Annotated in this window: 24 protein-coding genes; 15 read left to right on the top strand and 9 right to left on the bottom strand. The window is 59.1% G+C overall.

Going from position 1 to position 16,975, the window contains the following annotated elements; translation table 11 throughout:
- Nucleotides 1-31: 31 nt before the first annotated feature.
- From GOX66_RS11570 to GOX66_RS11580, 3 genes are read left to right on the top strand one after another with little or no spacing between them, the layout of a single operon-like run.
- Nucleotides 32-904, top strand: a complete 873-nt coding sequence (locus GOX66_RS11570; protein WP_039543053.1) for a carbohydrate ABC transporter permease — start codon at nt 32-34, stop codon at nt 902-904.
- Entirely contained in the window at nt 897-1,796 is a 900-nt protein-coding gene (locus tag GOX66_RS11575) for a carbohydrate ABC transporter permease (protein ID WP_170762753.1), read from the top strand. The genes GOX66_RS11570 and GOX66_RS11575 overlap by 8 nt, the downstream gene beginning before the upstream one ends.
- 5 nt (nt 1,797-1,801) lie before the next feature.
- On the top strand, nt 1,802-2,899 hold the full coding sequence (locus GOX66_RS11580) for an ABC transporter ATP-binding protein (protein WP_170762755.1): 1,098 nt from the start codon (nt 1,802-1,804) through the stop codon (nt 2,897-2,899).
- A 56-nt stretch (nt 2,900-2,955) separates the two neighbouring features.
- Here GOX66_RS11580 and GOX66_RS11585 read toward each other — a convergent pair whose 3' ends face one another.
- On the bottom strand, nt 2,956-3,564 hold the full coding sequence (locus GOX66_RS11585; protein ID WP_170762757.1) for an MlaC/ttg2D family ABC transporter substrate-binding protein: 609 nt from the start codon (nt 3,562-3,564) through the stop codon (nt 2,956-2,958).
- Complete coding sequence (locus GOX66_RS11590; protein ID WP_174822722.1) at nt 3,554-4,378, bottom strand: MlaA family lipoprotein; 825 nt, start codon at nt 4,376-4,378, stop codon at nt 3,554-3,556. Before GOX66_RS11590 ends, GOX66_RS11585 begins: the two co-directional genes overlap by 11 nt.
- Before the next feature lie 293 nt (nt 4,379-4,671).
- On the opposite strand from GOX66_RS11590, the gene GOX66_RS11595 reads away from it, so the two are divergent.
- Genes GOX66_RS11595 through GOX66_RS11610 form a run of 4 tightly spaced genes read left to right on the top strand, consistent with a single transcriptional unit; the run spans nt 4,672 to nt 7,414 of the window.
- Nucleotides 4,672-5,127 (top strand): RidA family protein, encoded by a 456-nt coding sequence (locus GOX66_RS11595; RefSeq protein ID WP_170762759.1) that lies wholly within the window; start codon nt 4,672-4,674, stop codon nt 5,125-5,127.
- Nucleotides 5,124-5,891 (top strand): glycerophosphodiester phosphodiesterase family protein, encoded by a 768-nt coding sequence (locus GOX66_RS11600; protein WP_170762761.1) that lies wholly within the window; start codon nt 5,124-5,126, stop codon nt 5,889-5,891. The genes GOX66_RS11595 and GOX66_RS11600 overlap by 4 nt, the downstream gene beginning before the upstream one ends.
- A gap of 45 nt (nt 5,892-5,936) precedes the next feature.
- Nucleotides 5,937-7,124: a GNAT family N-acetyltransferase gene (locus GOX66_RS11605; protein ID WP_170762763.1), complete on the top strand. Its 1,188-nt coding sequence runs from the start codon at nt 5,937-5,939 to the stop codon at nt 7,122-7,124.
- Nucleotides 7,121-7,414 carry a 4a-hydroxytetrahydrobiopterin dehydratase gene (locus GOX66_RS11610; RefSeq protein ID WP_170762765.1) on the top strand — a complete coding sequence of 98 codons (294 nt, stop codon included), beginning with the start codon at nt 7,121-7,123 and terminating at the stop codon, nt 7,412-7,414. Before GOX66_RS11605 ends, GOX66_RS11610 begins: the two co-directional genes overlap by 4 nt.
- On the opposite strand, the gene GOX66_RS11615 is transcribed toward GOX66_RS11610, so the two are convergent.
- The 4 genes from GOX66_RS11615 to GOX66_RS11630 all read right to left on the bottom strand — a co-directional run bounded on the left by GOX66_RS11615 (nt 7,411) and on the right by GOX66_RS11630 (nt 8,929).
- Entirely contained in the window at nt 7,411-7,722 is a 312-nt protein-coding gene (locus tag GOX66_RS11615) for a hypothetical protein (protein ID WP_170762767.1), read from the bottom strand. The genes GOX66_RS11610 and GOX66_RS11615 overlap by 4 nt on opposite strands.
- A 15-nt stretch (nt 7,723-7,737) precedes the next feature.
- Nucleotides 7,738-8,085, bottom strand: coding sequence for an EF-hand domain-containing protein (locus tag GOX66_RS11620; protein WP_237212566.1), 348 nt, complete (start codon nt 8,083-8,085; stop codon nt 7,738-7,740).
- A gap of 11 nt (nt 8,086-8,096) precedes the next feature.
- Nucleotides 8,097-8,342: a glycine zipper 2TM domain-containing protein gene (locus GOX66_RS11625; RefSeq protein ID WP_170743684.1), complete on the bottom strand. Its 246-nt coding sequence runs from the start codon at nt 8,340-8,342 to the stop codon at nt 8,097-8,099.
- A gap of 101 nt (nt 8,343-8,443) precedes the next feature.
- Nucleotides 8,444-8,929: a peroxiredoxin gene (locus GOX66_RS11630; protein WP_170762771.1), complete on the bottom strand. Its 486-nt coding sequence runs from the start codon at nt 8,927-8,929 to the stop codon at nt 8,444-8,446.
- 99 nt (nt 8,930-9,028) lie between these two features.
- On the opposite strand from GOX66_RS11630, the gene GOX66_RS11635 reads away from it, so the two are divergent.
- From GOX66_RS11635 to GOX66_RS11650, 4 genes are all read left to right on the top strand, one after another.
- Complete coding sequence (locus tag GOX66_RS11635) at nt 9,029-10,240, top strand: NAD(P)/FAD-dependent oxidoreductase (protein ID WP_170762773.1); 1,212 nt, start codon at nt 9,029-9,031, stop codon at nt 10,238-10,240.
- A complete protein-coding gene (gene rsmD / locus GOX66_RS11640; protein ID WP_170762774.1) occupies nt 10,237-10,797 on the top strand; it encodes a 16S rRNA (guanine(966)-N(2))-methyltransferase RsmD in 561 nt (186 codons plus the stop codon). Before GOX66_RS11635 ends, rsmD begins: the two co-directional genes overlap by 4 nt.
- 87 nt (nt 10,798-10,884) lie before the next feature.
- Complete coding sequence (locus GOX66_RS11645; protein WP_170762776.1) at nt 10,885-11,520, top strand: HAD family hydrolase; 636 nt, start codon at nt 10,885-10,887, stop codon at nt 11,518-11,520.
- A gap of 24 nt (nt 11,521-11,544) precedes the next feature.
- A complete protein-coding gene (locus tag GOX66_RS11650; RefSeq protein ID WP_170762778.1) occupies nt 11,545-11,724 on the top strand; it encodes a hypothetical protein in 180 nt (59 codons plus the stop codon).
- Here the strand turns inward: GOX66_RS11650 and map are convergent.
- From map to sfsA, 3 genes are all read right to left on the bottom strand, one after another.
- On the bottom strand, nt 11,712-12,524 hold the full coding sequence (gene map / locus GOX66_RS11655; protein ID WP_170762780.1) for a type I methionyl aminopeptidase: 813 nt from the start codon (nt 12,522-12,524) through the stop codon (nt 11,712-11,714). The genes GOX66_RS11650 and map overlap by 13 nt on opposite strands.
- 245 nt (nt 12,525-12,769) lie before the next feature.
- Nucleotides 12,770-13,141, bottom strand: coding sequence for a hypothetical protein (locus GOX66_RS11660; protein WP_170762782.1), 372 nt, complete (start codon nt 13,139-13,141; stop codon nt 12,770-12,772).
- A gap of 173 nt (nt 13,142-13,314) precedes the next feature.
- Complete coding sequence (gene sfsA, locus GOX66_RS11665; protein WP_170762784.1) at nt 13,315-14,007, bottom strand: DNA/RNA nuclease SfsA; 693 nt, start codon at nt 14,005-14,007, stop codon at nt 13,315-13,317.
- A gap of 50 nt (nt 14,008-14,057) precedes the next feature.
- Between sfsA and GOX66_RS11670 the strand changes: the two genes are divergently transcribed.
- The 4 genes from GOX66_RS11670 to GOX66_RS11685 are packed head-to-tail and all read left to right on the top strand — an operon-like array spanning nt 14,058 to nt 16,973.
- Entirely contained in the window at nt 14,058-14,780 is a 723-nt protein-coding gene (locus GOX66_RS11670) for a competence/damage-inducible protein A (RefSeq protein WP_170762785.1), read from the top strand.
- Nucleotides 14,777-15,505 carry a GNAT family N-acetyltransferase gene (locus GOX66_RS11675; protein ID WP_170762787.1) on the top strand — a complete coding sequence of 243 codons (729 nt, stop codon included), beginning with the start codon at nt 14,777-14,779 and terminating at the stop codon, nt 15,503-15,505. The genes GOX66_RS11670 and GOX66_RS11675 overlap by 4 nt, the downstream gene beginning before the upstream one ends.
- Before the next feature lie 11 nt (nt 15,506-15,516).
- Nucleotides 15,517-16,074 carry a peroxidase-related enzyme gene (locus tag GOX66_RS11680; protein WP_170762920.1) on the top strand — a complete coding sequence of 186 codons (558 nt, stop codon included), beginning with the start codon at nt 15,517-15,519 and terminating at the stop codon, nt 16,072-16,074.
- Nucleotides 16,071-16,973 carry an OmpA family protein gene (locus tag GOX66_RS11685; RefSeq protein ID WP_170762789.1) on the top strand — a complete coding sequence of 301 codons (903 nt, stop codon included), beginning with the start codon at nt 16,071-16,073 and terminating at the stop codon, nt 16,971-16,973. The genes GOX66_RS11680 and GOX66_RS11685 overlap by 4 nt, the downstream gene beginning before the upstream one ends.
- Nucleotides 16,974-16,975 lie beyond the last annotated feature (2 nt).

The raw sequence follows: 16,975 nt of genomic DNA on the forward strand, positions 1-16,975 counted from the left end.
GGGGGCAGAGCAACTTTCCCCGGAGGCTAATATGTCCGAATGGCTGGAAAACCACCTGCCCAAGGTGGTACTGGCACCCTCGTTCATCGCTGTATTGATCTTTGTCTACGGCTTTATCGGATGGACTGCTTGGGTGTCGCTGACCCGCTCAAAACTGCTGCCGAAATACGAGATCAAGGGCTTCATCCAGTATGAACGCCTGTTTGACTCGCCCCGCTGGGATACGGCAATCAACAACCTATATATCTTCGGCGCGCTGTTCATCGTGATCGCGATGGTTCTGGGCCTGTTGCTGGCCATCCTGCTGGATCAGAAGATCCGCGTCGAAGGGGCCATTCGCACGATCTATCTGTACCCGATGGCGCTGTCGATGATCGTGACCGGTACGGCGTGGAAATGGATCCTGAATCCGGGTCTGGGCATTGAATCCATGGTCCAAGGCTGGGGCTTTCCGAATTTCGAATTCGACTGGCTGGTGAACCCCGATTACGCCATCTACACCATCGTGATTGCCGCGATCTGGCAAAGTTCGGGCTTTGTGATGGCGCTGTTTCTGGCCGGTCTGCGCTCGGTCGATGGTGAGATCATCAAGGCCGCGCAAGTCGATGGAATCCCAACATGGCGCATCTATACGGCGATCATCATCCCCTCGATGGCCCCGATCTTCCTTTCTGCCTTCATCGTGCTAGCCCACCTTGCGATCAAGAGCTTTGACCTTGTCATCGCCCTGACTGGTGGTGGTCCGGGTTACGCGACCGATCTGCCCGCCACCTACATGTACGCCATGGCGTTTTCGCGCGGTGATATCGGTCAGGCGGCGTCTTCCGCGATGATCATGATGCTGGTCGTCTTTGCCATCGTGGTTCCTTACCTTTACTCAGAACTGAGGGCGAAAAATGACTGATCTGTCGATGCCCCAAACTCAAACCCGTACCCAAAGCGCCACCGGCAAGATTGCCTTGCGCTGGTTGCTTTACGTGATGCTGGGCCTGTTTGCGCTGTATTACCTGATGCCGCTGTTTGTGATGCTGACAACATCCCTGAAAAGCCTCGAGGAGATCCGCACCGGCAGCCTGATTTCGCTACCCCGCGAAGTTAGTCTGGACGCCTGGAAAACCGCATGGTCCAGCGCCTGTACCGGTATCCAATGCGAAGGTCTGCGGCCTTACTTCTGGAACTCTGTCCTGATCGCTGTACCAGCGGTCGCCATCTCGACCCTGCTGGGTGCGCTGAACGGCTATGTCGTGGCGCAATGGCGGTTCAAAGGGGCCAACATCATCTTCTCGCTGATGCTGTTCGGCTGCTTCATCCCGTTCCAGGTGGTCCTGCTGCCAATGGCGCGCCTACTGGGCATGATGGGCATCGCCGGAACCATTCCGGGGCTGATCTTTGTCCACGTGATCTACGGGCTGGGCTTCACTACGCTGTTTTTCCGCAACTACTATGTCACCATTCCGTCCGAGCTAACCAAAGCGGCTCGGGTCGACGGTGCCGGGTTCCTGCGGATTTTCTGGTCGATCTTCCTGCCACTGTCGCTGCCGATCATCGTGGTGACCGTGATCTGGCAGTTCACGCAGATCTGGAACGACTTCCTGTTCGGCGTGTCGTTCAGCCAGGCGGGAACACAGCCTGTAACCGTTGCGCTCAACAACATCGTAAACTCCACCACCGGCGTCAAAGAGTACAACGTCGACATGGCCGCCGCGATCATCGCGGGGCTGCCGACGCTGCTCGTCTATGTCGTGGCCGGTAAATATTTCATCCGCGGTCTGACCGCTGGCTCTGTGAAGGGATAAGACCCATGGCTCCCATCCTCGACATCAACAACCTCTACAAGAATTACGGCGCGACCGAGATTCTCAAAGACATTAACATCTCGATCGAGCCTGGGGATTTCCTGGTGCTGGTCGGCCCCTCGGGCTGCGGTAAGTCCACCCTGCTGAACTGCATTGCAGGGCTGGAGCCGATCACCGGCGGTACGTTGGCAATTGGCGGCAAAGACATGACCCATGTCAGCCCCAAGGACCGCGACATCGCGATGGTGTTCCAGTCCTACGCCCTTTACCCGACCATGTCAGTGGCCAAGAACATCACTTTTGGCATGAAGGTGCGTGGCGTCGATCAGGCCACGCAGGAGGCCAAGCTGAAAGAGGTCGCCGCGCTGCTGCAGATCGAACCGCTGCTGAACCGCCGCCCCAGCCAGTTGTCCGGCGGTCAGCGTCAGCGGGTGGCGATGGGCCGGGCACTGGTGCGCGACCCCAAGCTGTTCCTGTTTGACGAGCCGCTGTCAAACCTTGATGCCAAGCTGCGGGTCGAGATGCGTACCGAGATCAAGAAGCTGCATCAGACACTGGATGCCTCGATCGTTTACGTGACCCACGACCAGATCGAGGCGATGACGCTGGCCACCAAGATCGTGGTTCTCAAAGGCGGTATCGTGCAACAGATCGGCAGCCCGGCCGAGATCTACAACAACCCTGCCAACCTGTTTGTGGCAGATTTCATGGGTTCGCCCGCGATGAACCTGATCCCGGCGCAGGCGACAAAGAACGGGTCGGGCACACAAATCGCAATCACGCGTGACACGGGTGAGACACTGGTGCTGCACGACGCCCGCGATCTGTCGCTACCGCAGGACGTGATCCTGGGCCTGCGTCCCGAAGACATCGCCGAGGCCGGTTTCCGCGCCGGCGCCGAAGTGCAGGAAGCCACGTGTTTGGTCGATATGGTCGAACCGGCAGGTGCAGATACCTATGTGGTCTCGGAACTCGGCGGCAAACAGGTCACCGCGCGGCTGCACGCGGAGACCACGGCCCAGGCGGGCAAGATGCTGAACCTCGCCTTTGACATGAGCAAGGTGTCATATTTCGCCAAAGAAACCGGCGAGCGTCTGAATTAAGCAAAAGCGCCGCGCGAGGGTTTCGCGCGGCGCTTTTTCTAACCTCGTGGACCGGATCAACCGATCCGCTTCATATCCTTGATCAGACGGTTCAGGTCGCCGCCGCGTGCGTCCAGCATGGCGCCGATCTCGGTTCGTTCGGTCAGCAGCATATTCACCCCTTCGATGAACATGTTGAAGAACTTGTCACTCCCGGACTTGTCCGAGACAAGAAACGTCACTTCGAACGGGGACGTGCCTTGCAGCTTGACCGAGGTGCGCACCTCGTAGCCAGCCTTGATTTTCCGCGCGTTGCGAACAGTGACCTGGCCGCCGATGAATTCACGGAAGCGTCGGCCGTATTTGCTGGAGATATAGCCCTGAAACGCGCGCGTGAACTGTTTCAGCTGCGACGGGCTGGCCGAGCGGCCATCGGCCCCCAGCACATAGCGCGCCATGATTGGCACATCGGCGTATTGCACGAAAATCTTCTCGAAATCGCGGATCATGGCTTTTTCGGATTTGCCCGAGGCGATCACGCGGTTGATGTCGTCAACGACGCTGACGACCAGGGCCTTGGCGCTGGCTTCGGTCTGGGCAAAGGCAGACAGGGGCAGTGCGGACAGCGCCAGACCGGCAAGGCCGGTGGCGACAAAATCGCGTCGGTTTAAGGGGTTATTCGGCATAGGGGTCCTCATAAGGGTCCTCGTAAGGGTCTAGATAGGGGTCCCTGACAGGGTCGGTCCCGGTTTCGGCATAGGGGTCATCATAAAGACCCAGATAGGTAGCCTCGTCATCCCGTGCCAGTTCAAAGCGGCGATTTTGCAGGTAAATAGTCCGGGCCTGCGCATAACTATCCGCGCTTTCATACAGGATCGAATCCACCGTATCCGCGAACCGGCCACGATCTCCCATCCGGCGGACAACCTCGGCATAAACACCGATATTGTCGACAGGGCGCACCGGGCTGAAATTGATCGGGTTGGAAAACAGATTGACGATCACGCCTATCGAATCCCGCGCGGTCGACGGGCCGTAGAAGGGCAGCTCGACATAGGCGCCTTCACCAAAGCCCCAGACATGCAGGGTTTCGCCGAAATCCGTGTCAACTGGTGGCAGGTTCAATTCACTGGCCGGGTCCGACAGTCCCGCGCCGCCCACGGTCGTATTGATCACGAACCGCAACAACGCGTTGCCCGATTGTTTGATGTTGCCCTGAAGCAAGTAATCCAGAGCCTGTCCGGGCATCGTCAGGTTTTCAGCGAAGTGGTTAAAGCTGGTCACCATCGGGTCGGGCACGATTTTGACATAGCCTTTCGAGGCCGGACGGAACAGGAACCGGTCGACGCCCAGGTTGAACTTGTGGATACCCCGGTTCGCGTTCTCATAAGGGTCGAAAATCTCACCCCGCGCGGCCGCGTCCTGGGGTTGCGTTGCGCAGGCGCTGAGGACTGTCAGCACGGACAGGACGATCAGGTGCGAAAAGCTGATTCTGCTCAACACGGTCTTTGCCACTCCAAAAATTCGGATGTCGTTCACCCGAACACTCAATCAATACCACCTGTGGCCGCTTGGCGCGGCGCAATCTGATGTCACATAGATGTTTCACCGTCAAAATGAAACAGCCAGCGTTTAACTCGCCCGACAGGTCGAGGTAAAGTGACACAAGTTCAACAGTCCGGAATAAGAAAAGTTACGCCCACCTTTCGGTCCGTTTCAAAGGTTTTTTCGCACTTTCCGAACTCGGGCTTCCCGGTTAGCTTCGCCCCGACTCAAGATTGGGAGGAAACTTCATGAGCATCGCAGCAAAACTGGAAAGCCTGGGCGTCACGCTGCCCGACGCGCCCGCGCCCGCAGCGAATTACGTGCCCTTCGTACGTGTAGGCAATATCGTTTACGTTTCGGGCCAGATATCCAAGGATGAGGATCTGATCACCGGCAAACTCGGTGATGACATGGGCGTGGAAGCAGGTGCCGCGGCAGCGAAAGTTTGTGCCATCAACCTGCTGGCGCAGGTCAAGGCGGCCTGTGATGGTGATATCGAAAAGCTGGTTCGCGTGATCAAGCTGACCGGTTTCGTGAATTCGACAGCCGATTTCACCGCTCAGCCGCAAGTGATCAACGGGGCTTCGGATTTTCTGGTCGAGGCGCTGGGCGATGCCGGTCGTCACTCGCGTTCCGCCGTCAGCGCCGCGGCACTGCCGCTGGGCGTAGCCGTTGAAATCGAAGGCATTTTTGAGGTTCAATGACACCTATATTACCTGATGTGTTCCTGCAGCGCCCGATAGCGCACCGGGCGTTACACGACATTTCGGACAACCGCCCGGAAAACGGCCGGGCGGCGATTCGTGCCGCGATTGACGCCGGATATGGGATCGAGATCGACCTGCAAATGACCTCGGACAACCGGGCCATGGTGTTTCACGACTATGACATGACCCGTCTGACCGGGCAGTCCGGTCCGATCCGTCAGGTCACCTCGGCGCAGGCGCAGGCCACGTCGTTGCTGTACGCGGATGATGGCATCCCGACGCTGGACGAGGTGTTAGACATGGTCGCGGGCAAGGTGCCGTTGCTGATCGAGTTCAAGGATCAGGACGGGGCGATGGGCCTGGACGTGGGCCCGCTGGAGCAGGACGCGGTCCGCGCGTTGCAGGGGTATGACGGGCCAGTGGCGCTGATGTCGTTCAACCCCAATTCCGTCGCCGAGTTGGCCCGGCTGGCCCCGCATTTGCCACGTGGGATCGTGACGGGCTCTTACCAGCCCAAGGTCGAACTGCTGCCTCGGAAGGTGTGCGATCACCTGCGCGACATTCCGGATTTCGACCGCGTGGGTGCCAGTTTCATCAGCCATGAGGTTCACGACCTTACCCGCCCCCGCGTGGTCGAACTGAAAGCACGCGGCGTACCGATCCTGTGCTGGACAGTGCGGTCGCCCGAACAAGAGGCAGAAGCCCGCAAGATTGCGGATAATGTGACCTTCGAAGGGTATTTGGCTCCCCATCCGGGTTGATCCCTTCCCACGGCGTCACAGATAAAGGTCAGACGCGGAGGGCACATGGATCAGGCGCAAATCGAGGTTCAGGTACTGGGCTCGCTGTCGCAGATTTCTGCGGCCGAATGGGACAGCTGCGCCTGCCCCGAGGCCGCCGATGGCGGGCGGCCGCTTGATCCTTTTACCACTCACCGGTTCCTGCTGGCGCTGGAGGAAAGCGGGTCTGTTGGGCGCGGCACCGGCTGGCAGCCGCAATACCTGACCACTTATCTGGACGGGATGCTGATTGCCGCGGCCCCGATGTATGCCAAGTCACACAGCCAGGGCGAGTATATCTTTGACCACAATTGGGCGCATGCCTATGAAAACGCAGGCGGGCGGTATTACCCCAAGCTGCAGATCGCAGTGCCGTTCACACCCGCGACGGGTCGACGGTTTCTGGTGCGGCCCGGTTACGAAGCGGTCGGCATGTCGGCGCTGGTGCAGGGCGCGGTGCAGCTAGCCGCCGACAACCGGGTGTCTTCTGTTCATGCGACCTTCTGCACTGAGGATGAGGCGCTGGCGGGTGAGCAAATGGGTCTGATGCTGCGCCAGTCGCAGCAGTTTCACTGGCTCAATGACGATTACGCGGGTTTTGACGGGTTTCTCGGCGCGCTATCTTCGCGCAAGCGCAAGAATATCCGCAAGGAACGGGCGCAAGCCTGCGATTTCGGCGGTCAGATCCGTACGCTGACGGGCGCGGATTTGCAGCCCGAACACTGGGACGCCTTCTGGACATTCTATCAGGATACCGGATCACGTAAATGGGGCATGCCTTACCTGACCCGACAATTCTTTGATATTGCACATGAAACCATGTCTGATGACGTGGCGTTGGTATTGGCAGAGCGGAACGGGTACCCCATCGCGGGTGCGTTGAACTTCATCGGCCGCGAAACGCTCTATGGCCGGTACTGGGGCTGCGTCGAACATCACGCCTGCCTTCATTTCGAATTGTGCTACTATAGGGCGATCGATTTTGCCATTGCGGAAGGCTTGTCCCGTGTCGAGGCTGGCGCGCAGGGCGAACACAAGCTGGCGCGCGGCTATCTGCCGACGCGCACGCACAGCTTGCACTGGGTCGGCGACCCCGGCTTTGCAGACGCGATCAGGAACTTTCTGGACGCCGAAGCCCATGCAGTGGGAGAAGAGATCGAGATTCTGACGGATTACGGACCGTTCAGAAAATCGAACCCGGAGGAACAACAATGACCGAACTACTGTCGACCGAGACCCGCGGCCCGCTGTTGGACCCGCTGTTCAAGAACGGCTGGACCATGGTCGAAGACCGGGATGCGATCACAAAAACCTTTATTTTCGAGGATTTCGTTCATGCTTTCGGCTGGATGGCGCAGGTGGCGATGTTCGCCGAGAAGTGGAACCACCATCCCGAATGGTCCAACATCTACCGCACGGTCGAGGTGACCTTGGCCACTCATGATGTGGGCGGCCTTTCTGCGCTGGACGCCAAGCTTGCGCGTAAAATGGACAGTCTGGTTTAACCCCGGTCGCTTTGCGATCCTTCACCGCCCGCCAGAGACGCCGCAGTACCCATTTGCCTGAATTCCTCGGGCGTCACTGTTCCGTCGCTGACGTCAATATTTCCCGGAATGCGCGTGGTCCGGTTGCCGATCTGGCGAACACTGCGTGCGGCCGGATTAATGTCAAGACAGCGGTTATTGTAACAGGTCAGCCCGCTGGTGTTGATCTGGATACGCGCCAGACCATCCGGTCCGGTGACAACGGGTGCCTGCGGCACATCGCAGGCAGCCAGCACTGCCAGCGTCGCCAGACCGGTCCATTTGTTCATAGCGGGCTCCTGTTGTTAGTCCAGCTGACCATTGCCATCCTGATCCGCCGAAATGAAATCATCGTTCATCTGCGCATCGTATTCCGCTCTGGAAATTAAGCTATCGTTGTTCCGGTCAACACTCTGGAACTGCTTGATGTCCAGAAACGGTTTGGCTTCGTCCAGACCCAACGTACCGTTCTTGTCCTCGTCCATTTCCTGAAAAGCATAGTCGGAAAAGGCATCGAATTCATCTTTGGATAGAAAGCCGTCATTGTTCGCGTCGATCGCCTGAAGCTCTTTTTCGTGCAACTCCGCGACAGTTTCAGCCGAGGCTGCACCAGCGAGCAGCATGGCGGCGATGACAATAATTCCACGTGTCATATCAGTTCTCCTCAGCATGCGAACCGGTTGCCTTCAATCCCGCCGGCAGCCGCACCCGCCGCCGTTAAGATCGACTTGCCGGACCCGCCGCCGAACTGGTTGCCGATTGCACCACCGATCAGTGCGCCGCCCAGGGTACCGCTGAGGCAGGCGATCTCATGCTGCCGCGCCGCCTGTTGCTGAGGGGTCGGGGCCGGTCCGCAGGCGGCCAAAGCCCCTGCTGCGCCCAGAAATAGCGTGATAACCTTCAGTTTCATCAAAGAACTCCCTGATTGAATGGGGTTAGTATTGGCCCATCAGGAAATCGCATCAAGTTAAATAGAGTTAATGGCCCAAGCCGACCCTGGGCCACGCAGTATCAGATCGATTTCAGCAGACCCTCGCCCGCCGAAACCGTACAGGTACCTGGGTTTTCTTCCAGATTGAGCGCGGTCACCTTGCCGTCCTCGACCAGCATCGCATAGCGTTTCGACCGCGCGAACAGCCCGACGGGCGGAGCATCAAAATCCATGCCGATGGCTTTGGTGAATTTCGACGCCGCATCGGACAACATGGTCGGACCCGCAGCCGTGGCCTTGGTGGATTCGCCCCAGGCGCTCATCACGAACGGGTCGTTGACCGCCAAGCAGATGATCTCGTCGACGCCTTTGGCGTCAAACTGATCCTTGGTTCGGACATAACTTGGCACATGCTCGGACGAGCAGGTGCCGGTAAATGCGCCCGGAACAGCGAAAATGACGACTTTGCGTCCTTTTGTCTTTTCTGAAACCCGGATCTCCTCGGGGCCCTCCTGCCCCATCCGGATCAATGTGGCGTCGGGCAGCGTGTCACCTATTGAAATCATTCTTGTGTTCCTGTCGATAGGATTTGCAGAGTCAGTCTTTGTCGCAATATAGGTTGGCGGATGAAGTTAACCACGGGAATTCGACAGGGTGGGAGGAACATGAGCCATATTGTCGTGATCGGAGCCGGGCAGGCGGGGTCGTCGCTTGTCGCCAGGCTACGCAAGGACGGATTTGAAGGGGACATCACCCTGATCGGGGCCGAGCCGCATCTGCCTTATCAGCGCCCGCCTTTGTCCAAGGCTTACCTGCTGGGCGAGATGGAGCTCGAACGCCTGTTCCTGCGGCCCGAGAGCTTTTATACCGAAAACAACATCACCCTGCGTCTGGGCCAGCGTGTGACCGCCATCGACCCGCAGGCGAAGACTGTAACTATTGGGGATGAGGTCATCACCTATGATGAACTGGCCCTGACCACAGGATCGGACCCGCGCCGCCTGCCGGCAGCAATTGGCGGTGATCTGGAGGGCGTGCACGTGGTGCGCGATCTGGCCCATGTGGACGACATGGGACCTTATGTGACCGAGGGCGCCCGCGCCCTGATCGTGGGCGGCGGCTATATCGGGCTAGAAGCGGCAGCGGTCTGCGCAAAGCGCGGGGTCAAGGTGACCCTGGTCGAGATGGCCGATCGTATCCTGCAACGTGTCGCTGCGCGTGAGACCAGCGACTACTTCCGCACCTTGCACAGCGAATACGGTGCCGACATCCGCGAAGGCGTTGGGCTTGACCGTCTGCTGGGGGAAAACGGGAAGGTGACCGGAGCCGTGCTGACCGACGGCACCGAGCTTGAGGTCGATTTCATTGTTGTCGGCGTGGGCATCGCCCCGACAACGCAACTGGCCGAGATGGCGGGGCTGGAGCTGGACAACGGTATCAAGACAGACGCCTACGGCCGTACGTCCGATCCCTCGATTTGGGCGGCGGGAGATTGTGCATCCTTCCCGCACAAAGGCGACCGCATCCGTCTGGAAAGCGTGCCAAACGCCATCGATCAGGCCGAAGTCGTGGCCCAGAACATGCTGGGCGCAGCCAAGGATTATGTGGCAACCCCATGGTTCTGGTCAGACCAGTACGACGTCAAACTGCAGATTGCGGGCCTGAACACCGGCTATGACCGGGTCGTAACGCGGCAAGGCGAGGGGCAGACGGTATCCTTCTGGTATTACAACGGCGACCGGCTGATTGCCGTGGACGCCATGAACGACCCGCGCGCCTATATGGTCGGCAAGCGCCTGATCGAAATGGGCAAGACAGCAGACCCGGCGGTTATCGCCGACCCCGAAGCCGATCTGAAACCACTGCTCAAAGCGTGAGGATCATTGCAGGCAAGTTCCGGGGCCGTGCTTTGGCCCCGGTCGGGAAAGGCGACGCAGGTGCGCAGCTGCGCCCCACCACGGATCGGGTGCGGGAGAGTCTGTTCAATGTACTGACCCATCAGATCGATTTTGATGGCCTGCGTGTGCTGGACCTGTTTGCCGGCACCGGTGCGCTGGGGCTCGAAGCGCTGTCGCGCGGGGCGTCGCATGTGACCTTTGTCGATGATGGCCGCGCCGCTCAGGGTTTGGTTCGCAAGAATATTGACCTGACCCGCAGCGGCGACCAAACCACTTTGATCCGCAGGGACGCGACCCGGTTGGGCGACAATCCGGGCGCTGCCTGCGATCTGATATTTCTGGACCCGCCCTACGGAAAACAACTGGGGCAAAAGGCCCTGGCATCTGCGATCACAGGCGGTTGGGTGGCCGAGGACGCGTTGCTGGTCTGGGAAGAAAACGCCCCGATGCAAGCGCCCGAGGCGTTCACCCTGCAGGACGTCCGGAAATACGGGGATACGCATATCTCTCTGATGTGGCGGAATGTTTCAGGTTGAGGCCCAGCGGGTGGGTTAACGCAGACCGCTGATTTGCATGCGGTTCACGTCTCGGCCAGACCGGGCCCCAAACGGGCGGAGGTGCAAATGCACGATCTTGTCATTTTCGATTGCGACGGCGTTCTGGTCGACAGCGAGCCTTTGTCCAATCAGGTGCTGGTCGACAACCTTGGGCGGTACGGGCTGAATCTGACGTTGGAAGACAGCGTTGGGTTCTTCCTTGGGGGCACCATGACCGGGGTTCGCGACAAGGCGCGCGCGCTGGGTGCAAATCTGCCCGATGACTGGGTCAATCAGGTCTATGCAGAAACCTATCGCCGTTTGAAACAGGGCGTGGATTTGGTCCGGGGTATTCCGGAATTGCTGACCACGTTGGACGCCAGGGGCATTCCCTTCTGTGTCGCATCGAACGGCAGCCCGGACAAAATGAGAATCACATTGGGTCAGAACGGGCTGTGGGATCGGTTCAGCGACGTGATGTACTCAGCCCATGAACTGGGAACGGCCAAACCCGACCCGGCGATGTTCCGGGCGGCCGCTGACAGGTTCAGAGCAACTGCGCCCGTCGTCATCGAAGACAGCCAGAACGGCGTGACCGCTGCAATGCGTGCGGGAATGCGCTGTCTGGCCTATGCGCCACACGGACAAGGCGAGAAACTGGCCGATCTCGGGGCTGAGGTCTTTGTTGACATGGCCGAGGTCCCCGCGCTTTTGGGGATTTGATCCGAACGTGTTAAAACCCGGGTCATGGATCGTGTTCTGACCCCTCCGATCTGGACTGTCTCACAGGATGCCGGCGCCGCCACCGGGCCGGAACGCAAACTCCTGCGCGCACCTGTCTTCATCCACGACGCGATTACGCCCTGGGGACAAGAGACACTTCTTCTGAAACTCCTGCGAGAGCAGGCCGCCGATCAGGACGAATAAGTCGGATGGAACTTGTTGCCCGGCGACATGGTAAAGATCTCGACCCCATCAGCCGTTACACCCACCGAGTGTTCGAATTGTGCCGACAGTGACTTGTCGCGGGTTACGGCTGTCCAGTCATCAGCCAGTGTCTTGGTCTCGGGGCGCCCCAGATTGACCATCGGCTCAATGGTAAAGAACATACCTTCTTCCAGCTTGGCCCCGGTGCCGGGACGACCGTAATGCAGAACGTTTGGGGGGGCGTGGAACACCCGGCCCAGACCGTGGCCGCAGAAATCGCGAACGACGCTCATCCGGTGCGCTTCGACATAGGCTTGAATCGCGTGGCCGATATCACCGAACGTGTTGCCCGGTTTGACCATCTCGATGCCTTTGAACAACGCGTCATGAGTGACCTGTATCAGGCGCTCGGCCTTGCGCGGCAGTTTGCCCGCCACATACATGCGCGAAGTATCGCCGAACCAGCCATCGACGATGACCGTGACGTCGATATTCAGGATATCGCCGTCTTTCAGGCGCTTGTCGCCGGGGATACCGTGGCAGACCACGTGATTCACACTGATGCAGCTGGCGTGCTGATAACCCTTGTAGCCAATTGTCGCCGAAGTCGCGCCCGCATCCTCGACCATCTGAGTGATCAGGCGGTCGATCTCACCGGTGCTTTGACCGGGAAAGACATGATCTGCAACGTCATCCAGAATCCGCGCAGCCAATGCGCCTGCGGCGTGCATGCCGGCAAAGTCACCCTGTTCATAGATGCGGATACCGTCCTTGGTCAGACGGCCACGATGTTCTTTCATCGATGCGAGGCTCCAAAAGTTTCGCGCAGCACTCCTTTTACGCTGCTTGTTCAGAAAGTACCAGAGGGTGTTGGACAGCGTCTGTTTTCGCTCTCTGTGAGATGGGCCGGGCCCGGGAAAATTCAAGAAAACGAATTCGAATTGGCAGCCTTTCAGGTTTCAAGACTGTATTACCAGTTTGCTGTAAAACCAAAAAGACCCCGGCGGATTTGCTGGGGTCTTTCAAAAAATCAGATATGATCGGATCAGACGCAGGTATAAAAGATTGTGTGCACCGGTCGAACTGATCCATCCCCTTGTGTTCTGTTGCTGATGCCCGAGTCCTTCTTGATGGCTGCCTGCCCGGTCAGTCTTGGGCTGGCCTGCCCGGCACAGAATGACGCTACACGACGTCTGACTTCCGGTTCGGAAACCTCATCGGGAAAAAAGCCGACTTCCAGTGTTTTGTAGACGCCGCCGGATTCCAGAGGGAACGCAAGGTCCAGCCCCTGCTGATCGGCAGGGTTCGGAAATACGCTCTGAACCAGGCTGGCGCGACGGGTGGCGGCGGCTTTGGGGTCTACCGAACACCCGGTCAGGGCGATTGCTGCTATAATAAGCGCGGATACTTTTTTCATTTGTGCCTCTGAATTATTTTCGGGTTCTATAAGGCCACTCCATACACATAGGGTGAACTCGTTTGTCGTGTGTGTTCTGGCAGTATGGCACTTTTAAGGCGATTGACCGGGTATTGCGGCGTTGAATACTGGAAATCGAACCAGTCTCTGAAAAGGGCTGGAAGCAGAGGATTTCAAGCCAGACGGATCGGGTTCACCCAGACGCCCTCCGGCGAAATCCGCGTCCCATAAACCAACCGCTCTACGCCCTTGGCCTGTTCAAAAGCCGCCGCATAAGCCGGATCGATATCAGCGGCCAGCGCGAACAGCTCGCAATCGGTGCGCTGCACCAGATACAGCATGATCGCCCGGTGCCCCTGTGCCGCCATCGCCGCCAGCTCACCCAGATGTTTGGTGCCGCGTGCCGTGACGCTGTCGGGGAATTCGGCCAGGCCCGGTTGGCGCGAGAGGGTCACGCTTTTGACCTCGACATAGGCATCCGGCAGGCCGGGCTGGGTCAGCAGAAAGTCGATGCGGCTGTTTTCACCGTACTTCACCTCGGGCCGGACGGCTTGATACGCCGCCAGTTCGGTTATTTCGCCCGCCTCCAATGCCGCGCGCAACGCTTTGTTGGGGACCGAGGTGTCGACCCCGGTGAAATGACTGTTTTCGTGATCGACCAGCCTCCAGCCGAATTTCAGTTTTTTCTTCGGGTCGTCATTAGGCTCCAGCCAGATTTTCTCGCCGGGTTCGGCCAGCCCCATCATCGAGCCGGGGTTGGCGCAATGGGCTGTTACCTCTCGTCCGTCCTCCAGCCTGCAATCCGCCAGAAAGCGTTTGTAGCGGCGGATCAGGCGGGCGGGGATAAGGGGGGTTTCAAATCGCATGTCTCAGGGCCTATACCTGCCCTAAAGGTCGATCAAGGGGAGAGCGCGCCATGGCCAATCCAACCGCCGCAATGCTGGTGATCGGGGATGAGATTCTCTCGGGTCGCACCCGCGATGCGAATATGCACTACCTGGCCGGAGAACTGACCAAGCACGGTATCGACCTGAAAGAAGTCCGGATCGTAAGCGACGACGCCTCCGCCATCGGTACGGCGGTCAAGGCGCTGTCGGAAAGCCATGATCATGTTTTCACCAGCGGCGGAATCGGTCCGACGCATGACGACATCACCGCCGACTGCATTGCGAACGCCTTTGGCGCACATATCGACATTCGGGACGATGCGCGCGCCTTGCTGCAGGCACATTACGACAAGTCGGGTCTGGAGCTGAACGAAGCCCGTCTGCGCATGGCACGCATTCCCGACGGGGCGGTATTGATCGACAATCCGGTCTCGACCGCGCCGGGATTTACCATCGAAAACGTGCATGTGATGGCCGGGGTGCCTTCGGTCTTTCAGGCCATGGTCGCCAGCGTTCTGCCAGGCCTGACCGGCGGCAGCCCCCTGCTGTCGCAAACCCTGCGGGTGGACCGGGGCGAAGGTGATATTGCTGCCACCCTGGCCGCGCTGGCCGAAGAATTCGAAGACCTGTCTATCGGTTGCTACCCGTTCCAGATCAACGGTGTTTTTGGGGCCAATGTGGTTGTGCGCGGCACCGACGGGTCCCGCATTGACGCCGCCACCACCCGGCTTGCGAAAGAACTTGATCTGTGAGCGTCAACTGGGCCGACATCGTCGACGGTACCTGGCCTGCCGCCCGGTATGAGCGTCTGGGGCCAATTCAATTGCGCGAAGGGCAGGGCGGTGGATCTCGTGTATCTGCGGCCAATGCGCTGGACCCGGTGACAGAGGCCGATATTGACGCCGCCGAGGCCGCGATGCAGGCGATGGGACAAAAGCGCATCTTTTGTCTGCGACCGGGGGACGAGGCTCTGGATGCGCAGCTTAGCGAACGCGGTTATGAGATTCTTGATCCGGTCAATGTCTATTCCTGCCCAATCGATCACCTGACCGGCATCCCGATCCCCCGAGTGACAGTATTCCCCACGTGGGAGCCTCTGGCGATCATGAGGGAAATCTGGGCACAGGGGGGGATCGGTCCCCGACGGCTGGCGGTCATGCACCGGGCAAAAGGCCCGAAAACAGGCCTGCTTTTGCGTAACGACGATAAACCCGCCGGAACCGGATTCGTTGCGATATATGACGGTGTTGCGATGGTGCATGCGCTGGAAATTCTGCCCGCGCACCGTCGTCAGGGTGTGGGCCAATGGGCCATGCGTGCCGCGGCGTTCTGGGCAATGGACAACAGGGCGCATACGCTTAGCGTGATATGCACCAAGGCGAATGCAGGGGCAAATGGTCTCTACCATTCGCTCGGGATGGAGATCGTCGGCGAATACCATTACCGTCAGCTTGCCCAAGGAGAGAGCCCGACGTGAACGACCAGATCATGCCCACCGCGCTGGACCTGCCGATGGTGGACCCGCTGCCGCCCGAGACGCAGAAATACTTCGACATCTGTGTCGAAAAGCTGGGCTTCGTGCCGAATGTGCTCAAGGCTTATACCTTTGACATCGACAAACTGAACGCGTTTACCACTATGTATAATGATCTGATGCTTTCAGACAGCGGCCTGTCGAAGTTGGAGCGCGAGATGATTGCGGTCGTCGTATCGGCGATCAACAAGTGCTTTTATTGCCTGGTGGCTCATGGGGCGGCCGTCCGGCAATTGTCAGGGGATCCCCAGTTGGGTGAAAAGCTGGTGATGAACTACCGGGTTGCCGCACTGGATGACCGCCAGCGCGCGATGCTGGATTTCGCGGCAAAAATGACCATCGCCAGTACCGAGATCGAAGAGCCCGACCGCCAGTACCTGCGCAACGTAGGGTTTACCGATCGTGACATCTGGGACATCGCCAACGTCACCGGGTTTTTCAACATGTCAAACCGGGTCGCCAGCGCGACCGCGATGGCTCCAAACGACGAATATCACGCGCAGGCCCGATGATCCGATTTGCCTCTCTGATCCTCTTGTTGCTGGCCGGGCCGATTGCGGCGCAGGAACTGACCCTGCCCGCCGGTGCTCGCCAACTCAGTGATCGCGCCAGCCCGCTGGACAGTTACGACCTGCCGACAGGCCCGTACGCCGATGGCATCGTACCCGCGCGCAAGACCGAAGGGCGGGTCGAAAGGATCACGTGGCGGTTGCAATCGGGCTCCAGCACGACGTTGCAACTGCTGGCACCGTTACGCGACCAGATCGTCGCGCAGGGTTACGATGTTCTTTTCGAATGCGAAGCCCGCGCTTGCGGCGGGTTCGATTTCCGCTTTGGGACCGAGGTGGTTCCGACGCCGGATATGTATGTGGCAATTCAGGACTATCGCTTTTTGTCCGCTACCCGCGGAAACGAGGTTCTGAGTTTGTTGGTCAGCCGCAATCCGCCAAACGGTTACGTGCAAATGATCCGCGTGACCCCGGTGGATGCCGAAGTTCCGCCGCCACTGGTTATAGAAGAGCCAGTCAAGCAGACTGTAAGCCTGTTGGCGGAACTCGAACGGGACGGCCATGTCATTCTGGACGATCTGCATTTCCGAACGGGTGAGATGACGCTAGGCGACGGTCCTTTTCCCTCGCTGGGGTTGATTGCACGTTTCCTGAAGGACAATCCGGATAAACGTCTGGCGCTTGTGGGTAATACGGATGACACCGGGACGCTGGACGCGAATATTTCTGTCAGCACCGGCCGCGCACAGGCGGTACGGGCCCGCCTGATCGAAGAGCACGGGGTGGCCGCCGACCGGCTTGAGGCGCGCGGGATTGGGTATCTGGCCCCGTTCACCTCCAACGCGACGCCCGAGGGTCGCGACTTGAATCGCCGGGTCGAGGCGGTTTTGCTGGTCAACTAATC

The organism is Ruegeria lacuscaerulensis, from assembly GCF_013031245.1.
In the GTDB taxonomy this organism is placed as follows: domain Bacteria; phylum Pseudomonadota; class Alphaproteobacteria; order Rhodobacterales; family Rhodobacteraceae; genus Ruegeria; species Ruegeria lacuscaerulensis_C.